The 18,205-nt window shown below is 67.7% G+C and carries 21 protein-coding genes; 8 read left to right on the top strand and 13 right to left on the bottom strand.

The genetic code is table 11. The features are described from left to right. Positions 1–34 precede the first annotated feature (34 nt). The gene (locus tag AC1U2B_RS03020; protein WP_480215603.1) at positions 35–418 is read left to right on the top strand and encodes a hypothetical protein; all 384 of its coding nucleotides are present in this window, start codon (positions 35–37) and stop codon (positions 416–418) included. 166 nt (positions 419–584) lie between these two features. Here the strand turns inward: AC1U2B_RS03020 and dxs are convergent, their stop codons facing one another. The 5 genes from dxs to AC1U2B_RS02995 form a co-directional block, all read right to left on the bottom strand. Continuing rightward, complete coding sequence (gene dxs / locus AC1U2B_RS03015; RefSeq protein WP_480215602.1) at positions 585–2,483, bottom strand: 1-deoxy-D-xylulose-5-phosphate synthase; 1,899 nt, start codon at positions 2,481–2,483, stop codon at positions 585–587. A 36-nt stretch (positions 2,484–2,519) separates the two neighbouring features. After that, complete coding sequence (gene nhaA / locus AC1U2B_RS03010; RefSeq protein ID WP_480215601.1) at positions 2,520–3,803, bottom strand: Na+/H+ antiporter NhaA; 1,284 nt, start codon at positions 3,801–3,803, stop codon at positions 2,520–2,522. 105 nt (positions 3,804–3,908) lie between these two features. Next, positions 3,909–4,670 (bottom strand): Rv2686c family ABC transporter permease subunit, encoded by a 762-nt coding sequence (locus AC1U2B_RS03005; RefSeq protein WP_480215600.1) that lies wholly within the window; start codon positions 4,668–4,670, stop codon positions 3,909–3,911. Beyond that, a complete protein-coding gene (locus AC1U2B_RS03000; RefSeq protein WP_480215599.1) occupies positions 4,670–5,380 on the bottom strand; it encodes a fluoroquinolone export ABC transporter permease subunit in 711 nt (236 codons plus the stop codon). Before AC1U2B_RS03000 ends, AC1U2B_RS03005 begins: the two co-directional genes overlap by 1 nt. Continuing rightward, the gene (locus AC1U2B_RS02995) at positions 5,377–6,258 is read right to left on the bottom strand and encodes an ABC transporter ATP-binding protein (RefSeq protein ID WP_480215598.1); all 882 of its coding nucleotides are present in this window, start codon (positions 6,256–6,258) and stop codon (positions 5,377–5,379) included. The genes AC1U2B_RS03000 and AC1U2B_RS02995 overlap by 4 nt, the downstream gene beginning before the upstream one ends. A 176-nt stretch (positions 6,259–6,434) precedes the next feature. Here AC1U2B_RS02995 and AC1U2B_RS02990 point away from each other — a divergent pair, with 176 nt between their 5' ends. Continuing rightward, positions 6,435–6,818: a GbsR/MarR family transcriptional regulator gene (locus AC1U2B_RS02990; protein WP_480215752.1), complete on the top strand. Its 384-nt coding sequence runs from the start codon at positions 6,435–6,437 to the stop codon at positions 6,816–6,818. A 66-nt stretch (positions 6,819–6,884) separates the two neighbouring features. On the opposite strand, the gene AC1U2B_RS02985 is transcribed toward AC1U2B_RS02990, so the two are convergent. Both AC1U2B_RS02985 and AC1U2B_RS02980 read right to left on the bottom strand, forming a co-directional pair. Then, entirely contained in the window at positions 6,885–8,081 is a 1,197-nt protein-coding gene (locus tag AC1U2B_RS02985) for a class I SAM-dependent RNA methyltransferase (RefSeq protein ID WP_480215597.1), read from the bottom strand. 13 nt (positions 8,082–8,094) lie between these two features. Further along, complete coding sequence (locus tag AC1U2B_RS02980) at positions 8,095–10,089, bottom strand: APC family permease (RefSeq protein ID WP_043393871.1); 1,995 nt, start codon at positions 10,087–10,089, stop codon at positions 8,095–8,097. Between the two features lie 105 nt (positions 10,090–10,194). Between AC1U2B_RS02980 and AC1U2B_RS02975 the strand changes: the two genes are divergently transcribed. Then, positions 10,195–10,869 (top strand): potassium channel family protein, encoded by a 675-nt coding sequence (locus AC1U2B_RS02975; RefSeq protein WP_081936621.1) that lies wholly within the window; start codon positions 10,195–10,197, stop codon positions 10,867–10,869. A gap of 9 nt (positions 10,870–10,878) precedes the next feature. Beyond that, on the top strand, positions 10,879–11,538 hold the full coding sequence (locus AC1U2B_RS02970; RefSeq protein WP_043393866.1) for a potassium channel family protein: 660 nt from the start codon (positions 10,879–10,881) through the stop codon (positions 11,536–11,538). Here the strand turns inward: AC1U2B_RS02970 and AC1U2B_RS02965 are convergent. After that, the gene (locus tag AC1U2B_RS02965; protein ID WP_480215751.1) at positions 11,535–12,194 is read right to left on the bottom strand and encodes a DUF3159 domain-containing protein; all 660 of its coding nucleotides are present in this window, start codon (positions 12,192–12,194) and stop codon (positions 11,535–11,537) included. The two genes, AC1U2B_RS02970 and AC1U2B_RS02965, sit on opposite strands and share 4 nt — an antisense overlap. Before the next feature lie 53 nt (positions 12,195–12,247). Beyond that, positions 12,248–12,619, bottom strand: a complete 372-nt coding sequence (locus AC1U2B_RS02960) for an OB-fold nucleic acid binding domain-containing protein (RefSeq protein WP_043393862.1) — start codon at positions 12,617–12,619, stop codon at positions 12,248–12,250. Positions 12,620–12,804: 185 nt separating this feature from the next. Here AC1U2B_RS02960 and AC1U2B_RS02955 point away from each other — a divergent pair, with 185 nt between their 5' ends. After that, positions 12,805–13,515, top strand: coding sequence for an alpha/beta hydrolase (locus AC1U2B_RS02955; RefSeq protein WP_480215596.1), 711 nt, complete (start codon positions 12,805–12,807; stop codon positions 13,513–13,515). Here the strand turns inward: AC1U2B_RS02955 and AC1U2B_RS02950 are convergent. Together AC1U2B_RS02950 and dut are read right to left on the bottom strand one after the other, a co-directional pair. Continuing rightward, complete coding sequence (locus AC1U2B_RS02950; RefSeq protein ID WP_480215595.1) at positions 13,502–14,245, bottom strand: DUF3710 domain-containing protein; 744 nt, start codon at positions 14,243–14,245, stop codon at positions 13,502–13,504. The two genes, AC1U2B_RS02955 and AC1U2B_RS02950, sit on opposite strands and share 14 nt — an antisense overlap. After that, on the bottom strand, positions 14,245–14,709 hold the full coding sequence (gene dut / locus AC1U2B_RS02945) for a dUTP diphosphatase (protein WP_043393860.1): 465 nt from the start codon (positions 14,707–14,709) through the stop codon (positions 14,245–14,247). The genes AC1U2B_RS02950 and dut overlap by 1 nt, the downstream gene beginning before the upstream one ends. 25 nt (positions 14,710–14,734) lie before the next feature. Between dut and AC1U2B_RS02940 the strand changes: the two genes are divergently transcribed. Beyond that, positions 14,735–15,226: a DUF3093 domain-containing protein gene (locus tag AC1U2B_RS02940; protein WP_043394059.1), complete on the top strand. Its 492-nt coding sequence runs from the start codon at positions 14,735–14,737 to the stop codon at positions 15,224–15,226. Between the two features lie 92 nt (positions 15,227–15,318). On the opposite strand, the gene AC1U2B_RS02935 is transcribed toward AC1U2B_RS02940, so the two are convergent. After that, positions 15,319–15,621, bottom strand: a complete 303-nt coding sequence (locus AC1U2B_RS02935; protein ID WP_029105318.1) for a DUF4193 domain-containing protein — start codon at positions 15,619–15,621, stop codon at positions 15,319–15,321. Positions 15,622–15,783: 162 nt separating this feature from the next. On the opposite strand from AC1U2B_RS02935, the gene cei reads away from it, so the two are divergent. Then, on the top strand, positions 15,784–16,434 hold the full coding sequence (gene cei, locus AC1U2B_RS02930) for an envelope integrity protein Cei (protein WP_071285299.1): 651 nt from the start codon (positions 15,784–15,786) through the stop codon (positions 16,432–16,434). Between the two features lie 10 nt (positions 16,435–16,444). Here cei and AC1U2B_RS02925 read toward each other — a convergent pair whose 3' ends face one another. Then, positions 16,445–17,296 carry an inositol monophosphatase family protein gene (locus AC1U2B_RS02925; RefSeq protein ID WP_480215594.1) on the bottom strand — a complete coding sequence of 284 codons (852 nt, stop codon included), beginning with the start codon at positions 17,294–17,296 and terminating at the stop codon, positions 16,445–16,447. A 71-nt stretch (positions 17,297–17,367) separates the two neighbouring features. Here AC1U2B_RS02925 and ppgK point away from each other — a divergent pair, with 71 nt between their 5' ends. Next, positions 17,368–18,156 (top strand): polyphosphate--glucose phosphotransferase, encoded by a 789-nt coding sequence (gene ppgK, locus AC1U2B_RS02920; protein ID WP_043394057.1) that lies wholly within the window; start codon positions 17,368–17,370, stop codon positions 18,154–18,156. The last annotated feature ends 49 nt before the right edge of the window (positions 18,157–18,205 follow it).

The following is an 18,205-nucleotide window of genomic DNA, read 5'->3' as shown; positions in this document are numbered from 1 at the left end:
TGAGCGATGAGTTGCAGAGAAAGCACCATTTCGAATGACCAATGAGCCCGAACAGCCAGTCTGCGACACGCCAACTCGCCCAGGGCTTTCGCGGCAGTGGGCCTGGTTCGGGGGAATCGTGGGCGTCCTAGGAGTTGCAGGTTTCGGCGTCGCATTCCTCCTGATGCTCCCGCTGGCGATGGCTACCGACGGCTGCCACGACGGCAGCACCGACTGGGTGTGCAAGCTGTCCGCGCGCGGTCAGAATTTCCTGATCGCGATTCCATGGATTTGTCTGATTGCGGGCCTCGTCGCCGCCGTGGTGACCGCAGCGTTGGCTGCGCGTCGACGATGGACTCCATTGATCGGCATTCCCGCCGGCGTCGCTGTCGCCTGGGCATTGGTCCCGATCGGCAAAGCGATCGCCCTCCACGTGTAGGTCGAGGTCGCCGCGAGCCTGACCTGGCGGCGGAAAATCGAGCCCAAGATCGCCGTGCAGTCCGGCTCGATGAACCACGTCCCCCTCAACGCCCGCGAGTGGCCCCAAAATGCCCGCGACACACCGCAATTGCGTGTGCAGACACGCACGCTCGCGAGTGGGGGGTTTACTGAGACGAGATGTCGACGGAGCTGCCGAGGGCGGCGACCCAGCCTGTGACCTGGCGGGCGACGTCCTGATCGGTCAGGCCGATCGACGTCAAGACCTCGCTGCGGGTGGCGTGCTCCTGGAACTCCTGGGGCACGCCGACGTCGCGGCACGGCACGTCGATCTCGGCGCGGCGCAACGATGCCGACACCGCGGAACCGATGCCGCCGGCGACGCCGTTGTCCTCGAGCGTGACGACGAGTTTGTGGGCCTTGGCCAGATCGGCGATGGCCGCCGGGACCGGCAGCACCCAGCGGGGGTCGACGACGGTCACACCGATGCCCTGCTTGCGCAGCCGGTCGGCCACCACCAGCGCCATGCGCGCGAACGCGCCGACCGCGACCAGCAGCACGTCGTCGGACAGGCCGTCCGCGGGCTCGGTCAGGATGTCGACGCCATGCTGGCGGCGCACCGCCGGAATGTCGTCGCCGACAGCGCCTTTCGGGAACCGAACAGCGGTCGGGCCATCGTCGACCGCCAGGGCCTCGCCGAGTTCCTCACGCAGACGAGCGGCGTCACGCGGTGCCGCAACCTGCATGCCGGGCACGATGCCGAGCATCGACATGTCCCACACGCCGTTGTGGCTGGCGCCGTCGTTGCCGGTGACGCCCGCACGGTCGAGCACCATGGTGACGGGCAACTTGTGCAGCGCCACGTCCATCATGATCTGGTCGAACGCCCGGTTCAGGAACGTCGAGTAGATGGCGACGACGGGGTGCATACCGCCCATCGCCAGACCCGCGGCCGACGTCATCGCATGCTGCTCGGCAATACCGACGTCGAAGAATCGGTCCGGGAAACGTTGCCGGAATGCTGCCAGGCCCGTCGGTCCTGGCATGGCCGCAGTGATCGCGACGATGTCGCGCTGCTTGGTGGCCTGCTTGATCAGCTCCTCGGAGAACACCGACGTCCAGCCGAGCACCGACTCAGCGGTGGACCGCCCGGTGTGCGGGTCGATGATGCCGGTCGAGTGCATCTGCTCGGCTTCGTCGTTCTCCGCGTGCGCATAACCCATGCCCTTGCGGGTGACGACGTGCACTATCACCGGCGCGTTGAACCCGCGGGCGTGCCGCAATGCGGCCTCGACGGCGTGCTCGTCATGACCGTCGATGGGCCCGACGTACTTGAGCCCCAGATCGGTGAACAGTGCCTGCGGTGCCAGCGCGTCCTTGATGCCGGCCTTGATGCTGTGCACGCACTGGTAACAGAACTCGCCGAGGACGGGCATGCCGCGCAGCGCGTTCTTGCCCCGCTCCAGAGCCTTCTCGTAAGCGGGCTGCAGGCGCAGCGCCGCGAAGTGGTCGGCCAGGCCGCCGATGGTCGGCGCGTAGCTGCGGCCGTTGTCGTTGACGACGATGACGATGGGCCGGTTCGCGGCGGCGATGTTGTTCAGCGCCTCCCAGCACATGCCGCCGGTGAGCGCACCGTCACCGACGACGGCGACGACGTGCCGGTTGCGGTAGCCGGACAGTTCGAAGGCCTTGGCCAGCCCGTCGGCGTAGGACAGCGCGGTGCTGGCGTGGCTGGACTCGACCCAGTCGTGTTCGCTCTCGGCGCGCGACGGATAGCCGGACAGGCCGCCCTTCATGCGCAACGTCTCGAAGTCGGGGCACCGGCCAGTCAGCATCTTGTGCACGTAGGCCTGGTGGCCGGTGTCGAAGATGATCGGATCGTGCGGCGAGTCGAAGACCCGGTGCAGCGCAAGCGTCAGCTCCACGACACCCAAGTTGGGGCCGAGATGCCCGCCGGTGGCGGCAACCTTGTGGACCAGGAACTCCCGGATTTCGGCGGCGAGTTCGGTCAACTGTGGCTGCGATAGGTGCGCCAGATCAGCGGGGCCGCGGACCTGTTCAAGCATTCCGACAGTCTACGCACGCACCACGGGTACAGCCGGTCAAGGCTGATAGATGTCCGGCACACCGTCGCCGTCGTCGTCGGCGGTCTCACGTTCGTGAATGCGGCGATAGGCGGCATTGCGGGACAGCAGCACCAGTGCCGCCAGCATCCCGGCGATCACCGAACCCGCGAGCACGCCGATCTTGGCGTCTGCGCCGGCGGCGGTACCGGCGCCGAACGCCAGCTCGCCGATCAGCAGTGAGACGGTGAAACCGATCCCGGCCAGCAGCGCCACCCCGGCGACGTCGAGCCAGCCGAGTCCCTCGTCGAGCTCGGCACCGGTGAACCGCGCCAGCAGGAATGTGGTGCTGAACACACCGATGGCTTTGCCGAACACCAGCCCCAGGAGGACGCCGGCGGTCACCGGATGGGTGATCGCGTCCGTCAGACCGGGCCAACCGCCGACGCTCACCCCCGCGGCGAAGAACGCGAACACCGGCACCGCCACCCCGGCGGACAACGGCCGCAGCGCGTGCTCGAACGCCTCGGCCGACGCGTGTCGGCCCAGGACTGGCACCCCGAAACCGAGCAGCACCCCGGCCACCGTGGCGTGGATGCCGCTCGCGTGCACCAGCGCCCAGGTCGCCGCGGCCAGCGGCAGCAGCAGCCACCAGTGCCGGATGCCGCGCTGCACGGCTGCGACGAACAGCCCGCCGGGAATGACGGCCAGCGCCAACGCGGCCGGGTTGAGGTGGTCGGTGTAGAAGCAGGCGATGACGATGATGGCCAGCAGGTCGTCGACCACCGCGAGCGTCAGCAGGAACGTGCGTAGCGCGGTGGGCAGGTGCGTCGATATGACAGCAAGCACCGCCAACGCGAAGGCGATGTCCGTGGCGATCGGCACCGCCCAGCCGTCCAGATTCTCCGGGTGCCCCAGCCACAGGTTCAGGCCGACGAAGATCCCGGCGGGCGCCAGCATGCCGCCGACGGCCGCGGCGATGGGCAGCGCGGCACGTGCCGGGTCACGCAGGTCGCCGGCGACGAATTCGCGTTTGAGTTCGACACCGACCACGAAGAAGAAGATCGCCAACAGCCCGTCGGCCGCCCAGGCCGACAGGCTGAGCCGCAGATGCCAGGACTGCGGACCGACCGCGAACTCGGACAGTGCGTGATAACTCTGCGCGGCAGGCGAATTCGCCCACACCAGGGCGACACCGGCAGCGAGCAACAGCAGGATGCCGCCGACGGTCTCCTTGCGCAGAATCTCCGCAAACCGCTGCGTCTCGGGCCAGGTGGCGCGGGTCAGCAGACGCCGGCGCGGCCCCTCATTGCGGTTGATCATCACGAGTCTCCTGGGCAGCGTTGAACGGCGCCGACCAGGCTTCCCGGCACACCTGACCGCAAACTTACCGCCTGGGCCCTCGCGGGCCGGCCGGCCCATCGCAATTCACTGGCTGCTTGCGTTCCGCGACAGGAATCTGCGGAACAGCGGCCAGGCGAGCGCGACGTTGTATGCGGCGCCACCGACGACGTACGGCCACCACACTCCGTGAGAACTGGCCACCCAGAATGCCTTCGCTGCCCAGAACGGCGGCAGCACCCCGGCCAGCAGGCCCCAGTCCGAGTCGATGAACCACGGCAGGCACGGCAGGCCCGCAATCAGCATCCCCAACCCGCGCACCGCGGCCAGGCCCTGAATCTTGTTCCCAGCCATGGCCAGAATCAGCAGCAGCGTGACCACCGCCGACATCCCGGCCAACACGCCGATCGGGATCAGCGCCGGAAGCAGACCTGGCTCCAGAATTCCGCTCAGAGAGAGCGTCACGATGACGTACACGGTAGTCACCACCATCACCGTGAATGCGCGGTAGCCGAAGAACGTCGACAACCGCACGGGAGTCACCCGCAACACGGTCAAGGTCCCGGCGTCGACTTCGTCGAGAACGAGGAAGGCCGCGAGCGCGCCGGCAATGATGATGCTGGTGAGCAGCAGGAAGGCCGTGAGAATCAGCGGGTAGTACGGGATGAGATCGAAACCGTTGCGGTGCAACAACATCGCAGTCACCCGCGGTGTCAGCACCGCGACACCGGTGGTCCAGATCACCGGGGCGAAGACGATCATCACCAGCAGCGGATCTCGGTAGGCACCACGAAGATCGTTGCGGCCGAACGCAATCAGCGCACGAACCGTCGCGTTACGGGGGGCCATCACATGCCACCCGATTTCGAGACGACGTAGCGATCGAAGAGCGCCCGTGCCGCCCAGAAGAGGGCCGCGATGCACACCACCGGATATCCGACCGCGTAGCCAACCTGCCACGGCGCGAGCTCTGCCTGCCCGAACGCCGCCCCGAACAGCATCAGCGGCCCCTGGGTGGGAAGCAGGTACAGCACCGGATTCGGCCAGAGTCCCGAATAGTGCAGGATCGGCAGGTTCAGCACCGCGAGCGGGACAGTTGCAGCGAGAAACCAGTCACTGACCGAGGCGAACGGCAGCGAGCTCGTGAACCCGACGAGCAGCATGAGGAGCGTACCGAGCACCACGCCCACGAGCAGCTCGACCGAAAGGCGGCCGAGACCATGCACGATGACGGTGACTGTGATGGCCACGAACAACGAAACCGCTAGCAGCACAATCAGTTTGGCCGACAGATACTCGTGGAATCGCAGCGGGGTGGAAAGCACCGCGCCGATGGTCCGCTCCTGCTTCTCGAAGAACACGGTGCCGGCGACAAAGAAGAACCCGATGATCGAGGTGTCCCCCAACAACACGTAGGGCTCGGCGACGGGACGCAGCGTCGCGGGCATCGGGAGCAGCACGGCCAGCCAGATCAGTCCGGAGAAGACCGCTGCGTACAGGAATCGCTGCCTGATCTGGAGCAACAACTCGAGGCGCACGGCACTGCGAAAGCGCTTCACAGCAGCTGCCTTCCGGTGACTTCGACGAAGACGTCGTCAAGACTCGCCTCGCGACTGTGAATGGTCGCAACCTGCCGGTCCCGTAGCACCGCGTGAAATCCGGGATCGTCGGCGAGCCCGTCCAGGCCGAAGTCCGCAGATTCCAACAGTCCGTTGTCGCCGCGGAACTCCACCCGCACCGACCGTCGACTCCGCGCGATCTTCAGTTCCGCCGGCGTGTCCATCGCCACGATGCGGCCATCGACCACGAATGCCACCCGGTCACACAATTCGTCAGCGGTCGCCATGTTGTGCGTGGTGAGGAACACCGTGCGACCCTGCGCCTTCAGCCGCATGACGATATCGCGCACCTTGCGGGCGTTGACGGGGTCGAGCCCGGATGTCGGTTCGTCGAGAAACAGCAGCTCCGGATCATTGAGAAGCGCTCGTGCGAACGTGAGCCGCATCTGCATGCCCTTGGAGTATCGACCGACCCGCGTTCCTGCGTCGTCGGCGAGTCCTACGGCGTCGAGCAGCTCCATGGGATCAGCGGTCGGTCCCGTGTACAGCGAGGCAAAGAACCGCAGATTCTCCAGGCCGGTCAGCTTCTGATAATGGTTCGGCAGTTCGAACGAGACCCCGATACGCTCGTAATAGTCCGGTCCCCAGTCCAGCGGGTCCCTGCCCCACACCGTCGCTTCGCCCCCGTGCCCACGCAGGAGCCCGATGAGCAGCTTCTGGGTGGTGGATTTCCCGGCCCCACTCGGCCCGAGAAATCCGAAGATCTCCCCTTCGCCAACGGTGAAATCCATGCCACGCACGGCGGGGTGGTCCGCCTTCGGATAGGCATAGGTAAGCCCGCGGACGCGGATGACCTCGGCCGCTGCTGTCTCCGCCATGTACGCCGTCCCCTTCGAGCCACATGCTCAACAATGTTCTCAGTTCAATCTATACTGAACTTTCAGAGAATATTGAAACTTCATATCTGGCAAGGAGTTCCGTGGCACCGGACAAGGACCTTCAAGACGTCGCCGAGCAGCTGGCCCTGGTCTTGACCAACCTTGGGTTGCAACGCATGACAGCCAGGGTTCTGGCGACGCTGCTGTTCACCGAACACGCCGCGATGACCAGCGCCGACCTCGGCGAACAGTTGCAGGCCAGCTCGGGCGCAATCTCAGGTGCACTGAAGATGCTGACCTCGGTCGGGCTGGCCGAGCGGTTCCCGGTACCCGGCAGCCGTCGCGATCACTATCGGTTGCGCGACGACGCCTGGGCGGTGCTGTTCACGGGCCAGAACGTCACGATTTCGGCGATGCAGGCGGCCGCTGACACTGGCATCGCCTCCACCTCCGCTGACAGCCTGGCCCGCCAACGACTCACTCAGATGCGCGATTTCTACGCATTCCTGCTGGCCGAGATCCCCGCCCTGCTCGAGCGTTGGCGCCAGCAATCCAGCTGACGCTTAGCACATCGGCACTCGCGAGCAGACGCAAAACTGCCCATTTCACTTGGCAAAGTGACAGTTTTACGTCTGCTCGCGGGTCAAAAGGGCCACACACTCGACATGGTGAGTCAACGGGAACGAATCGAAGACGCGCAGGTTCGTCACCTGGTAGCCGTGTCCGCGGTACAGGCCGATATCGCGCGCGAAAGAGGCTGCCTCACAACCGATGTGGATCACCCGCGGCACCCCGGCCGCGGCCAGCTGATCGATCACCTCGTGCCCGGCGCCGGTGCGCGGCGGGTCCAGCACGGCGACGTCGGCCGCGACCCGCTGCGTGCCGAGCGCGCGGCGCACCGAATCGGTCACCACCTCGACGCAACCCAGATCTCCCAGCGCGGCCCGGGCTGCGCGCGCCGATCCGCGTGAGGTGTCCACCGTCAGCACCCGGCCCGACTCCCCCACCGAACCGGCCAGCGCCGCGGCGAAAACGCCTGCGCCGCCGTACAAATCCCACGCCGTCTGTCCTTCGGACAGCTCGGCCCATTCGGCGACCAGCGCGCTGTAGGTGGTGGCGGCGTCGCGGTGGGACTGCCAGAAGGCCGTGACCGGGACGAGCCATTCCTGATCCCCGACGCGCTGCACGGCTTCGTACTCGCCCGAGACCACTTCGGTCATGCCGGCCTTGCTCTTCTTGCCGCCGCGCGGACCGGACCGCACGACGTGCCGCTGCCCGGCGTCGTCGAGCACCACGTGCAGGTGCGCACCGGGCGGTTGCAGCGGCAGCTCGTCCAGCATCCCGGCCGGCACCTGCGCGCATGACAGGTCGGTCACCAGCTCGTCGCTGTGGTACCGGTGGAATCCGGCCCGGCCGTCCGCGCCGACCTCCAGCCGCACCCGGGTGCGCCACCCGGTCGCGCCGACGGTGCCGACTTCCGCCGCGACGAGGTCACCGGCCTCGTGGCCGCCGAGCCGGGCCAGCTGATTGGCCACGACCTCGCCCTTGAGCCGACGCGCCGCGGCCGGATCGACGAAAGCCAGGTCGCAGCAACCGGATCCCTGCGCCCCGGCGATCGCGCACAACGAATCCACCCGGTCGGGAGACGCCTCGAGTACCTCGAGCACATCGGCGTGCCAGTACGACCCGCGTTCGGAGGTCACCTCCGCGCGCACCACCTCACCCGGCAGCGCGTGCCGGACGAAGATCACGCGGCCGTCGTGCCGCGCCACGCAGCTGCCACCGTTGGCCGGCGGGCCAACGGTCACTGTTACCTCAGTCATTCAATGATGCCGGTCATTCGATGATGCCCCGTCTCGTGTCGCCCGGCGCCGAACCCGGAGTCATGGTCACCTTCACGCGCTCCGACGAAGTCAGCTGCCACGGAACGGAAGTCACCATCACGTTGGGAATGAACAGCAGGCGGCCCTTGAGCCGCAGCGCGCTCTGATTGTGCAGGATGTGCTCCCACCAGTGGCCCACCACGTACTCCGGGATGAACACCGTCACGACGGTGCGCTTCGACTCGGCCGTGATGCGCTTGACGTAATCGAGGATGGGCCTGGTGATTTCGCGGTACGGCGAGGCGATGACCTTCAGCGGGACGGACACGTCACTGTCCTCCCATTTGTGCACCAGCTCGCGCGTCTCGGCGTCGTCGACGCTGACGGTGATGGCCTCCAGCACGTCCGGGCGGGTCGCCCTGGCGTAGGCCAGGGCCCGCAGCGTCGGCAGGTGCAGATTGGACACCAGCACCACGGCGTGGTTGCGGCTGGGCAGCACCACGTCCTCGTCCGGCCCCGACTGGGCACGCAGTTCCTTGGCGACGGTGTCGTAGTGCTTGTGGATCGCCTTCATCAAGACGAACAGCAGGCTCATGGCCAGGATCGCGATCCAGGCGCCGGCCATGAACTTCGTCACGATGACCACCAGCAGCACCGCGCCCGTGCAGAGGAAGCCGATGGTGTTGACGATCCGCGCGCGCTGCATGCGGCGCCGCTCGGAGCCGTCGGTCTCGGTGCTCAGCAGCCGGTTCCAGTGCCGCACCATGCCGATCTGGCTGAGGGTGAACGACACGAACACGCCGACGATGTACAGCTGGATCAGTGCGGTGACCTCGGCGTTGAACGCCACCACGAACGCGATGGCGGCGAACGCGAGGAACAGGATGCCGTTGGAGAACGCCAGCCGGTCACCGCGGGTGTGCAGCTGCCGCGGCAGGTAGCGGTCCTGGGCCAGGATCGAACCAAGCACCGGGAAACCGTTGAAGGCGGTGTTGGCGGCCAGGACCAGGATCAGACCCGTCACGCCCGCGATCAGGTAGAGGCCCACCGGGAAGCCCTGGAACACCGCCTCGGCCAGCTGCGTGATCACGGTCTTCTGGTGATAGCCCTCGGGCGCGCCCACCAACTGGTCGACGCTGTCGGCCATCTTCAGGCCGATCTGCTTCGCCAGCACGATGATGCCCATGAACAACGACACCGCGATGGCCCCGAGCAGCAGCAGTGTGGTTGCGGCGTTGCGCGACTTGGGCTTCTGGAAGGCGGGGACGCCGTTGCTGATCGCTTCCACACCCGTCAGGGCGGCACAGCCCGACGAGAACGCTCGGGCCACCAGGAACACCATCGCGAAACCCAGCACGTCGCCGTGCTCGGACTTGATGCTGAAGCCGGCCGACTCGGCCCGCAGCGGGTGGCCCAGCACGAAGATCTGGACGAAGCCCCACGCCAACATCAGGTACATGCCGATCATGAAGGCGTAGGTCGGAATCGCGAACGCGGTACCGGACTCCCGGATGCCGCGCAGGTTCAGCGACGCCAGGATCAGGATCGCCAGTACCGAGAACAGCACCTTGTTCTGGGCGATGAACGGCACGGCCGACCCGATATTGGACATCGCCGATGCCGTCGACACCGCGACCGTCAGTACGTAGTCGACCAACAGCGCGCTGGCCACCGTCAGTCCGGCGGTATGCCCGAGGTTGGTCGTCACCACCTCGTAGTCGCCGCCACCGGATGGATACGCGTGCACGTTCTGCCGATAACTGGCGATCACGATGAGCATGACCGCGGCGACCGCGAGACCGATCCACGGCGCCATCGAATAGGCCGACAGACCGGCAACCGACAGCACCAGGAAGATTTCCTCCGGCGCGTAGGCGACGGACGACAACGCATCCGACGCGAACACCGGAAGAGCGATACGTTTGGGCAGCAACGTGTGGGCGAGCTTGTCGCTTCGGAAGGGTCGGCCGATCACCAACCGTCGCGTAGCGGTCGAAAGCTTGGACACGAGAGCCAAGGGTAAGCCCCCGGGGCTCGGGTTGTAGCGTTCGGAGGCGAGCTGAGGCATGAAATTCGCTTCGGGGCCGGTTCCTGGCCCAGAAAGGATCGGCTGGTGCGAGTAGTCGTGATGGGCTGCGGCCGGGTTGGCGCATCGCTGGCAGACGGGTTGGCCCGCATCGGCCACGAGGTCGCCGTGATCGACCGAGATAAGACGGCCTTCCATCGGCTGTCCCCGGAATTTCCGGGAGAACGCGTGCTGGGCATGGGTTTTGACCGCGACGTGCTGGAGCGGGCCGGTATCGAAGAGGCCGGCGCGTTCGCCGCCGTGTCGTCCGGCGACAACTCGAACATCATCTCTGCGCGGGTCGCGCGCGAGACCTTCGGCGTGCAGCGCGTCGTCGCGCGCATCTACGACGCCAAGCGCGCGGCGGTGTACGAGCGGCTCGGCATCCCGACCATCGCGACGGTGCCGTGGACCACCGACCGGTTGCTGAATCTGCTCACCCGCGAGACCGAGACCACCAAGTGGCGCGATCCGTCGGGCAACGTCGGCGTCACCGAACTGTCCCTGCACGAGGAGTGGGTCGGCTTCCGCGTCACCGCGCTGGAAGCCGCGACCGGTGGCCGTGTCGCCTTCCTCATCCGGTTCGGCAGCGGTGTGCTGCCGGACGCCAAGACCGTCATCCAGGCCGGCGATCAGGTGTACATGGCCGCGGTGTCCGGCCGCGTCGCCGAAGCCATCGCCATCGCCTCACTGCCGCCCGGCGACGACGTCGAAAGCCACTAGGGAGCGCACATGAAGGTCGCAATCGCGGGCGCCGGCGCCGTCGGCCGCTCCATCGCGCGGGAACTGGTCGATCACCACGAGGTGACGCTGCTGGAGCGCAATCCGGATCACATCGACGTCGACGCCGTCCCCGCCGCGCAGTGGCGTCTGGGTGACGCGTGCGAGCTGTCGCTGCTCGAGTCCGTCAAACTGCACGAGTTCGACGTCGTCATCGCCGCCACCGGCGACGACAAGGCCAACGTCGTGGTCAGCCTGCTCGCCAAGACCGAGTTCGCGGTCCCCCGCGTCGTGGCCCGGGTCAACGACCCGCGCAACGAGTGGCTGTTCGACGACAGCTGGGGCGTCGACGTCGCGGTGTCCACGCCGCGCATGCTGGCGTCACTGGTCGAAGAAGCGGTGTCGGTGGGCGACCTGGTCCGCCTGATGAGTTTCCGTAAGGGCCAGGCCAACCTGGTCGAGATCACGCTGCCCGACGACACACCGTGGGGCGGCAAGGCGGTCAAGCGGCTGCAGCTGCCGCGCGACGCGACGTTGGTGACCATCCTGCGCGGCCCGCGCGTCATCGTGCCCGAGTCCGACGAGCCTCTCGAAGGCGGGGACGAACTGCTGTTCGTCGCGGTCGCCGAGGTCGAGCAGGAGCTGCGCAACCAGGTGCTGAATCCGAGCTAGTCCTCGGTGACGTGATGCTCGGCGTCCCGGAGGGCCTTCTGGGCCGTCCGGATGGCCAGGTAGGACGCCAGCGCGGCGACCGCGGTGAGCGGCCAGCCCATGGCGATCCGCGCCACGCCGAGCAGGCCGGTCTGGTCCTGCCCGTACAGGTGGTTCTGGACCAGGAACCGCGCCGCGAACACCAGCACCCAGACCGCGGTCGCGATGTCGAACGCGAGCACCGCACGCCGGATGTCACGCCAGCTGCGGTCATGCCCGGTGACCCAGCTCCAGCCGTACCCGACCAGTGGGCGGCGGATCACGATCGAGATGGCGAACACCCCGGCGTAGATCAGCGACGACCAGATGCCAAGCAGGAAATAGCCTTTCGAGGCGCCGATCAAGTAGGCGATCAACGCGCTGATCCCCACGCCGATGAAGCCCGACACCGCGGGCTGCACCGATTCGCGGCGCGCCAGCCGCCACACCAGGACCAGACCGGCGACACCGAGCGCTGAATAGATCGCGGCAGTCAGCCCGAAGAAGCTGGAGATCGGGACGAAGACGAGAACCGGCAGGGACGAATAGATGAGGCCACTGACGCCGCCCATCTGCTCCAGTAGGACGTGCGCCGTCAGCTTGGCGTCGCGGTCGTCCTCCTGGGCCTCAGCGATAATCTCGACGTCGGCTTCGGCCTGCTCGCTGTCCGCGGTCCCCTTGTCGGGGAAAGTCACTTCTGAATCTCGTAATGCGGGTTGTAGATCGCCTTGGCCCCGCTGTCCAATTTGCCCAGCCGTCCGTGCACCCGCAGGGTCCGCCCGGACTCGATGCCAGGGATGCGCCGCTGTCCCAACCAGACCAGCGTGACCGTGTCGGTGCCGTCGAACAGCTCGGCCCGTACACCACCAGAACAGCCCTTGCCGTTGGTCTCGACACACCGCAGCGTGCCGACCATCGTCACTTCTTGTCCGCGCGTACAGTCCACCGCCCGCATGGCGCCGGTGTTGAGGGCCTCGTCGTTCAGCTCCTGGACATCACTCTGTTCGAGGTCCTCGGTAAGCCGCCGGGTGAGCCGGCGCAAATAGCCTTCCGCCGTAGCCATGGTCTCTCCTGAGACTTGCTGCGAATCCACCGTGGACCCGCTATCTAACCAACGTCACGCTAGACCTCTTGGTTCCGATTCGCCATTTCGGCGCGGGATATATCTTCGTTATCCCGCTCACTGGACCGCACTTCCGGCGCGACCCCCTTGCGAGCGCCATTTCCACCGCCGGGCACCATCGAGGGATGACGGCCAACTTGCAAGGGATGACCGCGGTACTGCTGCCCGGCACGGGATCTGACGACGACTACATCCGCCGGGCGTTCGGTGGCGCCCTGCTCGAAGCAGGTGCCGTGGTGGTCGCGCCGCGACCGCTGCCGGGTGGCCTGATCGCCGGCTACCTCGAAGCGCTCGACGCCGCCGCGCAGCAGGGCCCGATCATGGTCGGCGGGGTGTCACTGGGCGCTGCGGTGGCGACGAGCTGGGCGCTGAACCACCCCGACCGGTGCATTGCCGTCCTGGCCGCACTGCCCGCCTGGACCGGCGAATCCGACGGCGCGCCCGCCGCACAAGCCGCCCGCTACTCCGCGCAGCAGCTGCGCGAGATCGGGCTGGATGCGGCCGTCGCCGGCATGCGCGCGGGCAGCCCGGCCTGGCTCGCGGACGAACTGACACGGTCATGGACAGCGCAATGGCCGGGGCTGCCGGACGCGATGGAAGAGGCGGCGGGTTACGGCGGGCCGACGCGTGCACAACTCGCTGAGCTACAGGTGCCGATGGGCGTGGCCGGGGCCGTGGACGACGCCGTCCACCCCGTTGCGGTCGCCGCGGAATGGGCCGTGGCCGCCCCCAGGGCCGCGCTGCGGACCGTCACCCTCGAAGCGATGGGTGTAGAGCCGACGGTGCTGGGCGACGCCTGCGTGGCCGCGCTGCGGGAGGCCGTCAGCCTCCTGTGATGGTGCCCATCTGCTGGGTGCGCAGCTGCTGCATGGCCGAGCCCTGCTCGCTGCGGCGGGCGTCCGGTTCACCTTCCGGCTGCTGTTGCATGTGCTGCTGCAGCTGCTCGAGCGCCTGCTGAGCCTGCTCCATCTGCTGCTGCGCCATCTGAGCGGCCGCCGCGCGCAGCTGCTCCAGCAGCGGCTCGGACAGCTGCACCGGCAGCGGGCTGCGGACTGCCAGCGGGGTATCACCGCGGCGAACCACGGTGTCCGCCAACGAGGTTCGGGCCTCGTCGGCGATGGCGTCGATGGTCTCCTCGGAGCCGACGACGACGCAACGCACCATCCACCGGTAGCCGTCGGCCCCGATGAAGCGCATCACGACCTGCCCCTGGCCGGGCTGCGGCACCGGCAGGCCCACGACCTCGCGGCCCCAGGGTCCGTCTTCGATCCGCGCCTGCGCGTTGTCGCCCCGGAGCGACTCCGCCAGCTCGGCGGCGATCTCGCGCCACAGGCCACCGGTCTTCGGCGCCGCGTACGCCGCGACGGAGAACCGGCCGTTGGGCGTCATGATCCAGACGGCATTCGGCACGCCCTGCTCATTGACCTCGACGTTGAGCTGCGAACCGTCGGGCACCGGGACCAGCACGCCACCCAGATCCAAGCGGGCCGCCTCGGCGTCGGCCGGGTCGTCGAAGTCCTCGATGTCGAAGGGGCCGTCTTCTTCGGAGTTGAATTCGAATGCCATCACAAACTCGCATGTCCGCCGGAGGAACCGTGGCCGCCCGCGCCACGTGAGGTGTCAGCCAGTCCGGCCTCGTCGAACGACGTGACCTCGACCAGCTCGGGCAGCTCGACCCGCTGCACCAGCAGCTGAGCGATCCGGTCGCCGCGCTGGACGGTGATGGGCTCACTGGGGTCGAGGTTGATCAGCGCCACCTTGATCTCGCCGCGATACCCGGCATCGACGGTGCCAGGCGCGTTGACGATCGAAAGCCCAACGCGGATAGCCAATCCCGAGCGCGGGTGGACCAGGCCGACCATGCCGTGCGGAATGGCGACGGCGATCCCCGTCGGCACCAACTCGCGCTGGCCGGGGGCCAGTTCGAGGTCGATTGCGCTGAACAGATCGACGCCGGCATCGCCGTCGTGAGCCCGGGCCGGCATCGGCAGATCCCGGTCCAGACGAACTACCGCCAGAGAGGTGGGCACGGTGCCACAGACTACCCTTGGCCGCGTGTCAGACACGCGAGCAGCCACCCAAACGGTCCGCTACCGAGAGCGGTTGACGGTGCCTTTGTGGTGGTGGTTACCGGGTTTCGGGCTGGCGGCCCTGATCGCGCTGGAAGTGGTGCAAGGCGTGTCGGGGGTGCCGACGTGGGCGCCGTTCGCCGTGCTGCTCCCGGTCGCCGCTGCGACGCTGGTGTGGATGGGGCGCATCGAGCTGCGCGTGGTGGGCACCGGAACCGGACCGGACGCCGAGACCGAGCTGTGGGTCGGCCCGGCGCACATCCCCACGAATGTCATCTCCCGGTCGGCCGAGGTGCCGCGTTCGGCGAAGTCGGCGGCCCTGGGCCGGCAGCTGGACCCCGCCGCGTACGTCGTACACCGCGCCTGGGTCGGGCCGCTGATCCTCGTCGTCCTCGACGATCCGGATGACCCCACGCCGTACTGGCTGGTGAGCACACGTCATCCGGACCGGGTGCTGGCGGCACTGCAGGGCCGCTGACCGGCCCGCAAGACGGCGAATGGCCGGTCCACGCTCGCAACTGATTCAGCTGCGGGTGTGGACCGGCCATTCGCCGTCCTGAGTGTGAATCCCTAGGCGGCGCAGTCAGTGCAGATCATCACGCCGTTCTTCTCGCTGGCGAGACGGCTGCGGTGTTGCACCAGGAAGCAGCTCGAGCAGGTGAACTCATCGGCCTGCTTGGGCACCACTCGGACCGAGAGTTCCTCGCCCGACAGGTCAGCGCCGGGCAACTCGAAGTTTTCAGCCGAGTCGGTTTCGTCGACGTCGACGACGGCGGACTGTGCCTCGTTGCGTCGTGCTTTGAGCTCCTCCAGAGAGTCCTCGGAAACCTCATCAGTCTCTGAACGCCGCGGGGCGTCGTAATCGGTAGCCATGGTCATCCCCTCCGTTACCTTGCAGCAGAGCTTTGTACCAGCGTCGAACGCTTCTACCAAATGATTCGTGCCCAGAAAGCGCGCCGATTATATGTGATTTGCATCACATGCGCCAGGGATGGTTCGTAATCACGCTGGCTGCGGGGCATCTACAGTGCACATGTGGTCGCTCAAATCACCGAGGGCACAGCCTTCGACAAGCACGGTCGGCCGTTCCGCCGCCGCAACTACGTGCCCGGTGCGGTGCTGTTCGCAGTGCTGGCCGTCGCGACGCTGATCGCCTGGCTCGTGGTCGCCAACCAGCCCGCCGAAATCCACCAGGCGATCACCTGCAATCCCCCACCGGCGCCGAGCGAGCCGAACCAGCCGAAGCTCGGCGACGAGGTCTCGCAGTCCTCGATGGTCAACGTGGTGCCGGCCAAGCTCGCCGACACCAAGATCAAGGTGCTCAACGCCAGCGGCCAGGGCGGCCAGGCCAGCGAGGTCGCCGGCGAGCTGCGCGACCTCGGGTTCGCTCAGCCGGCGGCGAGCAACGACCCCGTGTACGCCAGCACCCGCATGGAATGCCAGGGCCAGATCCGGTTCGGCCCGGCCGGCAAGTCCGCCGCCGCCGCGCTGTGGCTGGTCGCGCCCTGCACCCAGCTGTTCCAGGACCAGCGACCCGACGACTCCGTCGACCTGGCGATCGGCACCGAGTTCAACGAGCTCGCCCACAGCGACGACATCGAAGCCATGCTGGCCAGCCTGAAGCCGGACGCGACCCAGCCCGCCGACACCTCGCTGCTGCCGAAGATCCACAGCGGGACCTGCTAGCCGGGACCGGCTAGCAGTAGCCGACGCGCGCCAGCTGACCCGCCAGCGCCGCGGACACCCCGGGTGCCGCTGCGACGACGAGGTCGTCGTCTTCCGCACCGGGCGCGGGCAGCCGCACCACCGCGCCCGCCTCCTCGGCGATCAGGGCTGCGGCAGCCCAATCCCACACGTGCACACCGGATTCGAAGTACGCGTCGAGCTGTCCGGCGGCGACCATGCACAGGTCCAGGGCGCACGACCCGACACGTCGGATGTCCCGCACCTCGGCCAGCAGCTCGGCCACCGCACCGGCCTGACGGCGCCGACGCTCGCGCTCGTAGGCGAACCCGGTCGCCACCAGCGCCATGGGCAGTTCGTCGATGACGTTGCAGCGCAGAGCCGTTGACACCCCGTCCCGGATCACCACGGACCCGTGACCGCGCGCGGCGGAGAACACCTCGCCGGTGGCCGCGTTGGCCACCGCACCAGCCACCGACACGCCGTCGATCTGCACGCCGACGGACACCGCATAGGCGCCCAGCCCGTACATGAAGTTCACGGTGCCGTCGATGGGATCGAGCACCCACACCGGCACGCCCGCCGGAGCCTGCGCCGCGCCGCCTTCCTCCTCGCCCAGGATCGCGTCGTCCGGCCGCAACGCCGCCAGGCGCTCCCGCAGCAGCCGCTCGGTCTCGGTGTCCACCACGGTCACCGGATCGGTCGGACTGCTCTTGGTGCGCACCGCGCCGTCGCCCTGCGGGGCACCGGCGAAAACCTCGGTGCGCCGCCTGCGGACGAAGCCGGCGGCCTCGGTCACCAACTGCTCGGCGAGCGCTCGCAGCGCAGCAGGTGCGGTGCCACTTTCGGGTTCGCGTGCGGTCATGACACCTATCGCAGCACACGCGGTTAGGGTGTGGGTCGCGCCCTCTTGCCCACCCCCTCCAAGGAGTGCTGATGACCGAGACGCCCACCGGACCGACTGACGGCTCGCAGCATCGAGCGCTGGGTATCGACGTCGGCGGCAGTGGCGTCAAGGGCGGCATCGTCGACCTCGACACCGGGCAGCTGATCGGCGAGCGCTTCCGGCTCCCCACCCCGCAGCCGGCCACTCCCGAAGCCGTCTCCGAAACCGTCGCCGCGGTCGTGGCCGAGTTCGGCTGGACCGGACCGCTGGGCGTGACCTACCCGGGCGTGGTGACCGAGGGCATCGTGCGCACCGCGGCCAATGTCGACAGCAGCTGGATCGGCACCAACGTGCGGGACATGTTCGCATCGCGGTTGAACGGCCAGGACGTGACCGTGCTCAACGACGCGGACGCCGCCGGGCTGGCCGAGGAGAAGTTCGGCGCGGGACGCGAGGTGAGCGGGCTGGTCGTGTTGCTGACGTTCGGCACCGGCATCGGCTCGGCAGTGATCTACGACGGTGTGCTGTTGCCCAACACCGAGTTCGGGCACATCGAGGTCGGCGGCAAGGAAGCCGAGCACCGGGCCGCGTCGTCGGTCAAGGAACGCAAGGACTGGTCGTACGAGCGCTGGACCGAGGAGGTCACGAAGGTGCTGGTAGCGGTCGAGAACGCGATCTGGCCAGACCTTTTCATCGTCGGCGGCGGGATCAGCAAGAAGGCCGACAAGTGGGTGCCGCTGCTGAAGAACCGCACGCCCGTGGTCGCCGCGACGCTGCAGAATTCGGCCGGCATCGTCGGCGCCGCGATGGCCGCCGACGGCGCTCTGCATCACCACTAGCGGCCCTCCAACGCTCCGAGCCTGCCGCTGATACGGCTTCTGGGCACTA

This window comes from Mycolicibacterium sp. P4_G11 (assembly GCF_056555145.1).
The sequence above is the reverse complement of the archived record's forward strand: the minus strand, read 5'-3'. Positions and strand labels throughout refer to the sequence as shown.